The 9250-nt window shown below is 49.3% G+C and carries 9 protein-coding genes and 1 pseudogene; 9 read left to right on the top strand and 1 reads right to left on the bottom strand.

What is annotated here, in order from left to right; translation table 11 throughout:
* Positions 1-54: 54 nt before the first annotated feature.
* On the top strand, positions 55-1263 hold the full coding sequence (locus tag PuT2_RS14560; protein WP_093971720.1) for an MFS transporter: 1209 nt from the start codon (positions 55-57) through the stop codon (positions 1261-1263).
* A gap of 170 nt (positions 1264-1433) precedes the next feature.
* Positions 1434-1986, top strand: a pseudogene (ssb, locus tag PuT2_RS16245) (single-stranded DNA-binding protein).
* A gap of 164 nt (positions 1987-2150) precedes the next feature.
* On the opposite strand, the gene PuT2_RS14570 reads toward ssb, so the two are convergent.
* The gene (locus PuT2_RS14570) at positions 2151-3095 is read right to left on the bottom strand and encodes a LysR family transcriptional regulator (RefSeq protein WP_254047021.1); all 945 of its coding nucleotides are present in this window, start codon (positions 3093-3095) and stop codon (positions 2151-2153) included.
* A 97-nt stretch (positions 3096-3192) separates the two neighbouring features.
* Between PuT2_RS14570 and PuT2_RS14575 the strand changes: the two genes are divergently transcribed.
* The 7 genes from PuT2_RS14575 to PuT2_RS14605 all read left to right on the top strand — a co-directional run.
* On the top strand, positions 3193-3711 hold the full coding sequence (locus tag PuT2_RS14575; protein WP_093971721.1) for a cupin domain-containing protein: 519 nt from the start codon (positions 3193-3195) through the stop codon (positions 3709-3711).
* Between the two features lie 78 nt (positions 3712-3789).
* Positions 3790-4614 carry an amidohydrolase family protein gene (locus PuT2_RS14580; RefSeq protein ID WP_256387495.1) on the top strand — a complete coding sequence of 275 codons (825 nt, stop codon included), beginning with the start codon at positions 3790-3792 and terminating at the stop codon, positions 4612-4614.
* An 82-nt stretch (positions 4615-4696) separates the two neighbouring features.
* Positions 4697-5302, top strand: a complete 606-nt coding sequence (locus PuT2_RS14585) for a TRAP transporter small permease (protein WP_093971723.1) — start codon at positions 4697-4699, stop codon at positions 5300-5302.
* The gene (locus PuT2_RS14590) at positions 5299-6606 is read left to right on the top strand and encodes a TRAP transporter large permease (RefSeq protein WP_093971724.1); all 1308 of its coding nucleotides are present in this window, start codon (positions 5299-5301) and stop codon (positions 6604-6606) included. The genes PuT2_RS14585 and PuT2_RS14590 overlap by 4 nt, the downstream gene beginning before the upstream one ends.
* A gap of 44 nt (positions 6607-6650) precedes the next feature.
* Positions 6651-7763: a TRAP transporter substrate-binding protein DctP gene (gene dctP / locus PuT2_RS14595; protein ID WP_093971725.1), complete on the top strand. Its 1113-nt coding sequence runs from the start codon at positions 6651-6653 to the stop codon at positions 7761-7763.
* A 6-nt stretch (positions 7764-7769) separates the two neighbouring features.
* Entirely contained in the window at positions 7770-8549 is a 780-nt protein-coding gene (locus PuT2_RS14600) for a hypothetical protein (protein WP_254047023.1), read from the top strand.
* 19 nt (positions 8550-8568) lie between these two features.
* The coding region (locus PuT2_RS14605) for an ABC transporter substrate-binding protein (protein WP_254047024.1) at positions 8569-9250 on the top strand (682 nt) is incomplete at its 3' end.

The following is a 9250-nucleotide window of genomic DNA, read 5'->3' on the forward strand; positions in this document are numbered from 1 at the left end:
AAGGCTAACTTGCTACTATAACGCGCTGTGCCCGTCTTTATTAAATGAGTATTTATGGCTAACTCTGGTGCCGCAACGGTTAAACCGCCGCGGGTCAAGCTGAAACTGACCGCCACCGAGCGTAAAGCCAGCATCATGCTGGCCCTTTTATTTGCTTCACGCATGTTGGGGTTGTTCTTGTTGACCCCGGTGTTTGCTGTGGCTGCCTTGTCCATCCCCGGGGGTAACGATGCGGTCAAGGTGGGGCTTGCGCTGGGCGCTTACGGGCTAACCCAGGCGTTTTTGCAAATACCCTTAGGCATGGCCTCAGACCGTTTCGGCCGACGACCCGTTATTGTGGCTGGCATGGTGTTGTTTGTCGCCGGCGGGATCATGTGCGCGCTGGCGTCCGACATTAACTGGATTATTGCCGGGCGGGTGTTACAGGGGCTTGGGGCTATTTCAGCCGCGATTACAGCCTGGGTGGCCGACGCTACCCGACCCGAAGTGCGCACCCGTGCCATGGCCATGGTGGGTGGGTCGATCGGCTTATCTTTTGCCGTGTCCCTGGTGTTGTCGCCGGTGCTTGTCGGCGAGTTCGGGTTGTCGGGGCTGTTCTGGGCGATCAGTTTGCTTGGGTTTGTGTGCCTGCTGATTGCCGCCTTTTTAGTGCCGGCTGCGCCGCAATCGATGCAGCCCATTGTGCAGGCCAAGGCGTCCGACGTTTTGCGGCATGCCGATTTGCTGCGCCTGAATTTTGGCGTGTTTTGCCTGCATTTTGTGCTGATGGCCATGTTTGTGGTGGTGCCGGGCATTTTGGCGCGGCTGGGCGGGTACGATTCTTCCCGGCTCTGGGAAGTATATTTACCGGTGATTTTGTTGTCTTTTGTGCTGATGGTGCCGGCGGTGTTTTATACCGAGACACGACGCGCGCATAAGGTCGCCCTTGAAGTTGCCGTGGCCGGCTTGGTGGTGGTGCTGGCGTTTTTACCGTGGGCCAGTCAGCAGTTTGTGCCTATGGTGGCTTTGCTTATCGGTTTCTTTATTGCGTTTAACGTGCTCGAGGCCTTGCAACCGTCGTTGGTGTCTCGCGTCGCGCCGCCCGAATTCAAAGGCTTGGCCCTTGGTTTTTACAACACCGCGCAGTCGCTGGGCGTTTTTGCCGGGGCGTCGCTGGGCGGGGTTCTGGCGGCGGCGGGCAACACGTCGTACGTGTTTTTGGTGTGTGCGGTGCTGACTTTTGTCTGGTTTTTAACCGCACGCGGTTTTCGTAACGGGGCGTAAGCCAGATTTTGGGACGACGGTAGGACGCCGCGTGTCTGGCCTGCTTGGCCCAGCAGTTTGACCTGCCGGCCAAGACAAAAATATGCGTTCGCATTACTACGTATTTTGCTGTTTCGTTGGTGTCGATTCAACGATAATGGCGCTGTGAAATTTATTGATTGGGGGTTTAGATGGCTTCAGTAAACAAAGTGATTTTGGTGGGTAACCTCGGGCGCGATCCCGAAGTGCGCTACAGCCCTGAGGGGGCGGCCATTTGTAACGTGTCGCTCGCGACCACATCGCAATGGAAAGACCGCAATAGCGGCGAAAAGCGCGAAGAAACCGAATGGCACCGTGTGGTGTTTTATAACCGTCTGGCCGAAATTGCCGGCGAATACCTGAAAAAGGGCCGTTCCATTTACGTCGAAGGCCGTATCAAGACACGTAAATATCAAGACAAAGAAACCGGCGCCGANGGGCCGTTCCATTTACGTCGAAGGCCGTATCAAGACACGTAAATATCAAGACAAAGAAACCGGCGCCGATCGTTACAGCACCGAAATTGTTGCCGAGCAAATGCAAATGCTCGGCGGCCGCGATGGTGGCGATATGGGTGGCGGCGCCGACTTCGGCTCTGAATCGCCCGCACCGCGTCAGCAGCGCCCGGCAGCGCCACGCCCGGCCGCACCGCAGGCTGCGCCAGCAGCCAACCTGGCCGACATGGATGACGATATTCCGTTTTAGACAACACTAATTTATAGTTGTTGCTAATAACCAGAGGAGCCCGCAATTAAGCGGGCTTTCTTTTTTATGGCGCTTTTGTGAGTCTTAATTTGCTTTCGTTTTCAGCCAGTTGGAAGCAGAAGCTTTGATCCGGTCGGCGTTACGCAGTTATGGAGGCTAATTATTTAGCTTTCTTTTAGGGCTTGTCGCACCACGTCTCGTATCCATTGACTTGCAGGGTCTTTGTGAAACCGTTTGTGCCAGATTTGTTTGATTTCGACAGTTGGCGATTTGAACGGTAAGGCGCAGACCTGCACATGTAGCTGAGCTTCGAATGCGGCTTTTAAGTCATTGGGGATTATGGCGAGTAGTTCTGTGTTGGAAACAAGAGTCAAAAGACTTAGGTAATGGGGTACCGTCAACATTATTTGGCGCTTTAGCCCCAGGCCTGTTAACGCGTTCTCGATCACCTCTTGACTACGGCCCTCCGTCCGAACGGAAACATGCTTGGCATTGAGAAATGTTTCAAGTGTCAGTCGACCTTTCTTTATGTGTGGATTGTTTTTGTTTGCAATGCAAGAGAAACCTGTATTGCGCAGGAGTCTTTGCTGAAAAATTCCCGCATGTTTGATGTCGGGGAAGTACCCTACTGCCAAGTCAACTAGACCGGACTCGAGCCCTTCAGTTTGCTTTTCGACGATAGGTGAGATTGTGCGTATGGTTACGTTAGGCGCTGCTTTTATCACTTGGTTGACGATTGCGGGCAAGTAAGATGCTGCGCCAATGTCAGTCATGCAAAGAGTGAATGTTTTGTTTGACCGTTGTGCATCAAATGATTGCGTTAAGAATATTTCGCCTCTAGTTATGGCAAGTACTTTACGCACTGCTACTGCGATACTGATCGCCCTATGCGTTGGTTGCATTTCATTTTTTACCCGCACAAATAACGGGTCGTTAAGCGCTTCACGCATTTTTGCTAGTGCGTGGCTCATTGAGGGTTGGCTTATGCCTAGACGTTCACTTGCTTTTGAAACGCTTCGTGTTTCAAACAAGGCTTCAAATGTGAGCAGCAAATTTAGGTCTATTTTTTCTAGATTCATTTTTTGAATACAGAGAATAGTCAAATTCATGTTGACTGATAGTAGCAGACACTTAGAATGAAGTCTCGGCTAGGAACGTTGAGCTATCAATGAGTTGCTAGATAAGAAGAGAGTACGAGGAGAAGACATGTCAACGACAGACCAAAAATATGTTGCCCCAATCGCGAACAGTGCAGCGGAGTGGGATAAGGCCATGCGAGAGATGGCACTAAAAACAACCCCTAGTTTCTTTCATATTCGAGCCCGCCTTCCAAAGGCGGGAAGAACGAATCAGGTGCTGGGTGCCTCTCGCTATATGAATGTGGTTCTGAAAACCTACGCAAGTGGTGGTGAGAATGAAATTCATGCTCACACCAATGAGGATCACGTATTTGTGGTGCTTCAAGGTGGGGCTGTTTTTTTTGGACCAAATGAAGAGCGTAAAGAGGTCGGTGTCAACGATTGCGTACTGGTACCCAGCGGGGCGTTCTATCGATTTATTGCGAAAGAAGAAGAGCCATTAGTTATGTTGCGCATTGGCGCAGCGATAGATCCGGATGACGATATCCTTGCCCGGGTCGATAGTGAGGGGCGCCCATTTGATGGTTATTCAGAAAAGAACAAAGAAGTAGGTTACGAGCTGTTTGATGACAAATGGTTCGAGTAGGAGGCGATTGCTATGAGCACGCAACCTGTTCAGAGAGAGCTTTGTCAGCCTCCTAGTCCCGAACCGCGTAGTCCAAATTTGATCTGCCCGCCAGGCACTGTTGATTGTCACGTTCATGTGTATGGACCCGATAGCGTGTATCCCGTGGCTGAAACGCGATCTTTTGACGTGCCCGAAGCTTTACCAAGCACATTGAGGGCAGTCGAAGGGGTGTTGGGCGTGGACCGCGTTGTATTGGTCCAGCCGAGTGGTTATGGTGTTGATAACCGTCGGCACCTCGAAGCAGCAAAAGAGATAGGGATGCCCGCAAGAGTCATTGTTGCACTAAGGTCGACAGTGACTAAAGCGGAGTTGGAAGTAATGCATGATCAGGGGGCAAGGGGTGTTCGTTACAACATCGGTCATGCTGGTGCTGTGCCCATATCTGAGATGCCCGAACTTGCCGGAAAAATCGCCGATTTAGGCTGGCACGTTCAGCTGCACGTTATGGATGACGGCGGGCGAGCCCCCCTTGTTGAGATGGCCGACACGCTTTGTGGCTTGCCGACGGACTTTGTTATTGACCATGTTGGCTCAATAAAGCCGGGTTTGGGTTTGGATCAACCGGCTTTTCAGGCTTTGCTTCGGATGCTTGAAACCGGGAAGTGTTGGGTGAAGTTGTCATGCGGGTATCGGATGTCGGCTTTGCCTCCGCCTTATGAGGATATGGTCCCATATATAAAAGCATTAATAGAATGCCGTGATGATAGATTGGTTTGGGCAAGCGACTGGCCGCATGTCTCTTTTAAAGGTGTAATGCCCAATACAACCGATCTGTTGGACCAGATGCTTACATGGGTTCCCGATGTAGAAACTAGGCATAAAATTTTCGTAGAAAATCCAGAGCGGCTATATCAATTTTAAGAAAATTCTGTCAATAAAAATATGGCAGGCCGTGATGGTTGGTGAGTTTTTGCTTGGTGCTAGAGCTGCTTGAGGAGACGCTATGAGCATTGGAAAGAAAAGCTATCTTTTGGATAGCGTGAATAAATATACACAGTTGTTTGCGGCATTAATCCTGTTGTTTATGGTTACGCATATCGTTATTGACGTCTTTGCTAGCAGTGTTTTAGGTAAACCACTAGAGGGCACGATCGAGTTGGTGTCTAAGTACTACATGGTTGCGATAGTTTATTTACCCCTAGCTTATTTGCAGGCTACAGATAAACATATTGTTGCAGGTATTTTTACAGAAAATGCCGGTGAGCCCTTCCGGCGATTCTGTAAGTGCGTAACGGCGATTCTAATGTGTGTATTTGGAGTTCTGCTGGCATGGCGATGTGGTGTAGAAGCTCGTCACATGACTGCATTGAATGAACAGATTCAAACAGCTAGTTATTTTATCCCTGCATGGCCATCGAGATGGATCCCGGTTGTTGCTGGCGTACTGATAGCACTTCAATCGATCGCTTCACTTTTAGCTGTTTTTATGGGTGAGCGAGATAAAGATACTGAGTCTTGTTTAGATGGCAGCACCTCTGTTAACTCTTCCGCGAGGCAAGGTCGGCCGGATATGCATAAAGCAGGGATTTCGGCAAAGGCATTTTCATGAGCTCGATTTTTATTGGTTTTTTGGGTATTGGCCTAGCCTTGGCACTGATATCTATTAGGGTGCCTATCGGCCTTTCGCTGGCGATGGTGGCCATTGGTGGAATCGCTACTTTGGTCAATGTTGATGTCGCGTATAGCATGTTGGGGCATACGGCTTACGATACCGTTGCGAGCTGGGAGCTATCGGCCATTCCGATGTTTTTATTAATGGGTGGTTTCGCTTTTCATTCAGGGTTGACAACTAGCCTGTTTGATGCAGCACGCTTATGGCTCTCTTGGTTGCCGGGGGGGTTAGCAGTATCAACTAACTTTGCTTGTGCTGGTTTTGCTGCGGCATCCGGGTCAAGTCTTGCGACGACAGTGACGATGGGCAGAATTGCATTACCGGAGATGAAGCGTTATGGGTATGACGACGGCTTGGCCTGTGGCGTCGTTGCGTCGGCAGGCACGCTGGGCTCTTTGATTCCCCCGAGTGTAATAATGATTTTGATTGGAATTTTTTCGGAAGTTTCAATTCTTACTCTCTTCGTTGCTGCAGTTATTCCAGGGATACTAACCGCACTTGTGTTTGCGAGTGTTGTTATTGTCAGGGTTTTGTTAAACCCGAATTTGGCGCCAAGTATTTCTGTGGATGCGAACTGGTCTCAGCGATTTAAAGCGCTATCGAGTACTTGGCCCTTGCCGGCGCTGGTGTTGAGCGTTATTGGGGCGTTATATGCGGGCATAGTCACGCCAACGCAAGCAGGTGCTTTTGGTGCTGCGCTGACTTTGGTCTTGGCGGTGGTGCGCCGGCAAATGACGTGGTCGAAGTTTAAGGCGGCGGTAGTGGAAACGTTAACGGCCACAGCTGCGATATTTTTTATTGTCATTGGCGCGGTTTTGTTGGCTAAGTTTATGACCTTCAGCGGCTTGCCTGACTATATTTCAGAAATCATGGCGAGTTCGGGTGTGAACCCGTTGGTTGTGATAGCGATTGTGATTGGGATTTATTTGGTCTTGGGAATGTTCCTTGATCCGATGGGCGTCCTTTTTATTACGCTGCCTGTCTTAATACCGGTTTTTAGAGAAGTGCAGTTAGATATGGTGTTGATGGGTGTCTTAATCGTTAAGTTGATCGAGATTGGGTTAATGACACCACCAGTTGGTTTGAATGTGTTTGCGGTTAAGGGTTTGGTACCGGACGTCCCATTAAAGGTGATTTATAAGGGGGTTGCTTGGTTCTTGATAGCAGACTTATTGTTGATAGTGGTTATGGTGATTTTTCCGGACATTACGCTGGCGCTGCCACGTATGTTAGGGGTTTAACACCTTTGATTTATAAAAAATTCAATAATTATTAGGAGACTAAGATGCGATTTAAAAAAATAGTGGCTGGAGCTCTTGGGCTTGTTGGAATGCTTGGTTTGTGTACCCAAGGGGTTGCCCAAACACTGCGATACAACTCGTTTATGCCTCCATTGGCAGTCGAGTCTAAGGGGATTAAGGCCTTCTTTGATGAGTTGGAGTCAGAGACCAATGGCCGAGTGAAAGGGCAAGTTTTTTTAGGTGGGCAAATGCTTGGGGGCCAGGCAACTATTTCAGGAATTCGGGATCGCGTCGTTGACGGCGGGTTTATTATCCCGACTCTAAATGCCAGCGAAATTCCTTATGTGGCAATGCTTCCCGAATTGCTGCCTTTCTCGGGGGACTTCTGGGCTGCGACGGGTGCTACAAACGAGACAATGATGATCAATTGCCCAGAATGCAAGGGGGATCTAGATAAATACAATGCCGTTTGGCTGGGGGGGATTGGTGCATCCCCTTGGCACATGATGTGCGCCCAACCAATTCAACGTTTTGAAGACTTGAAAGGCAAAAAGGTACGTGTCACTGGCGGCTTTGCTGCCAGGATGGTAGATGCGTTTGGCGCTACATCGGTTGCTCTGCCTGCAAGCGAGATCCCAGCTGCTATGCAGCAAGGGATGATTGACTGTGCTGTCGGCACGCTCTCTTGGTTGAATACCCTTGGCTTAATAAATATGGTGAAGGGTATTGTCGATGAACCTATCGGCAGCTATCACGGGATTGGCCAGTTTGTATTTAATAAAGACTCTTTGGCAAAACTGCGCCCTGAAGATAAAAAGACCTTGATGACTTTAATACCGAAGCATTTGCCTATGCTTACGGCAGCTTACTCAAAAGATCAGCAAGCAGCTCGCGAGGCGGCTGTAAAGAAGGGGGTCGTAATGTGGAAGCCTGATGAGAAATATCAAGAGGCAATGCGAAAGTTCAAAGGCGCAGAGCCTAAAGCAGTAGCGGCAGACATTATGAAGCAAGGCGGTACGAAAGATGCGGAGCCCATTGTTCAGAAACACATCGAGACGTTGCAAAAGTGGCAAGGGCTTGTTTCTGAGTCAAGTGGAACGCCAGAGGCCTTTGCAGAAATATTGCGGCGTGAAGTCTACTCAAAGGTTCCGCAGTAGTGGAGTTTGAACGGATACTTTTTATCTGATTTAAGGGCTGACTTCTATATGCAACGAATCGTTAAAAACCGAATAAATTATGGGACCAGAGCTCGAATCGGGGTCGTTTTGCCCTCAGGAAATCGGGCTGCCGAGCCTCAGTTTTCAGCCATGGTGCCAGAAGGCGTTTCGTTGCACTGGACCCGTCTGGGGCTTGTTGGGACGACCGAGGCCGATTTGCTGGCGATGGTGTCTGACGTAGAGTCAGCCGCGCGGCTGTTGAAAGACGTGGATCCGCAGCTTCTGCTGTTTCATTGCACTGCTGTTTCAACTTACAGCGTTGCCTTGGAAGCCGAGGTTGTCAGCCGCTTAGAGTCGACTTCAGGATGTAAAGTCGTCGCAACATCCCAAGCCATTACATCTGCGTTGCGAGCTTTAGGCGTTAGCCGCTTGGTCATGATTTCTCCGTATCCAGAACATATAAATTTAAGAGAGTCTGGTTTCTTGCGTGACGCTGGCTTTGATATTGTCGGCCTGAAGAGTATTGAGTGCGCTAATGTTGAGGAGATGATGGCTATATCCTCGGAGCGGTGGCAATCATTTGCCGAAGACAGTCGGATAGAAGAAGCTGATGGATATTTGCTCAGTTGTACGGCTGTGCAAACGGCCGAAGTTGTCGAGGCGTTGGAAGCAAGTTTGGGGAAGCCAGTGATTACAAGTAATACAGCTGCTCTGTGGCATTGTTTAAGAACGCTGGACGTCAATGACCCAATTTATGGGTATGGGCGCTTGTTGTCGGCTAAATAATTTATAAAAGGAAGGTAGTATGAATCGAGGTATTCGACTGGGTATTGTTGTGCCCGCCTTTTTTTATGTTCCCTATTGGGCGGCGGTAGACAAGGGTTTTTATAAAGATGTTGGTCTGGATGTGTCCATCATAGTGTACGGTGGCATTGACCCATTAACTAAGGCTCTGAAAGCCCGAGAGGTTGATATTGGTATTGGCTCACCAGAGCATGTAATTCATAATGTTGAGGCTGGTGGAGATTTAAGAATGGTCGGCGGGAATGTTAATAGGCCAACTCATTCTTTAATAGTTCAGCCAGAAATAAAAACGTTGTCCGATCTGCGGGGTAAAGTACTTGGTGTTTCTGCCTTGAGTGGCGGAACGTCATCTCTTTTCATTGATATTCTGGAAAGAGTTGGACTGAAATATCCGCAAGACTACGTTATTGTTGAGGCGAGCGTTGTTCCCCCGCGCCATGAGAAATTAATGTCCCGGGAAATTGATGCAGCCATGCAAACTGACCCGCATAACTATATGGCGGAAGATGCTGGGCTAAATAATCTGGGCGCTGTGTCTGACTGGATACCGTATTTCCAGTTTAACTCGGTGAATGTGCGTAGTTCTTGGGCAAGTAGTCATCGCGATGAGCTGGTGAAATTCTTAGCAGCTTCGATAAAAGCATCGAAATGGCTATTTGACGGTAAGCGGCTGGGGAACTACA

It is taken from the genome of Pusillimonas sp. T2, assembly GCF_002236805.1.
Classification (GTDB): Bacteria; Pseudomonadota; Gammaproteobacteria; order Burkholderiales; family Burkholderiaceae_B; genus Neopusillimonas.

Bases quoted from the DNA above. Each gene is read 5' to 3' on its own strand.
- PuT2_RS14560 (WP_093971720.1), top strand. From the start codon at position 55: ATGGCTAACTCTGGTGCCGCAACGGTTAAACCGCCGCGGGTCAAGCTG.
- PuT2_RS14570 (WP_254047021.1), bottom strand. From the start codon at position 3,095: ATGAATTTGACTATTCTCTGTATTCAAAAAATGAATCTAGAAAAAATA.
- PuT2_RS14575 (WP_093971721.1), top strand. From the start codon at position 3,193: ATGTCAACGACAGACCAAAAATATGTTGCCCCAATCGCGAACAGTGCA.
- PuT2_RS14585 (WP_093971723.1), top strand. From the start codon at position 4,697: ATGAGCATTGGAAAGAAAAGCTATCTTTTGGATAGCGTGAATAAATAT.
- PuT2_RS14590 (WP_093971724.1), top strand. From the start codon at position 5,299: ATGAGCTCGATTTTTATTGGTTTTTTGGGTATTGGCCTAGCCTTGGCA.
- dctP (WP_093971725.1), top strand. From the start codon at position 6,651: ATGCGATTTAAAAAAATAGTGGCTGGAGCTCTTGGGCTTGTTGGAATG.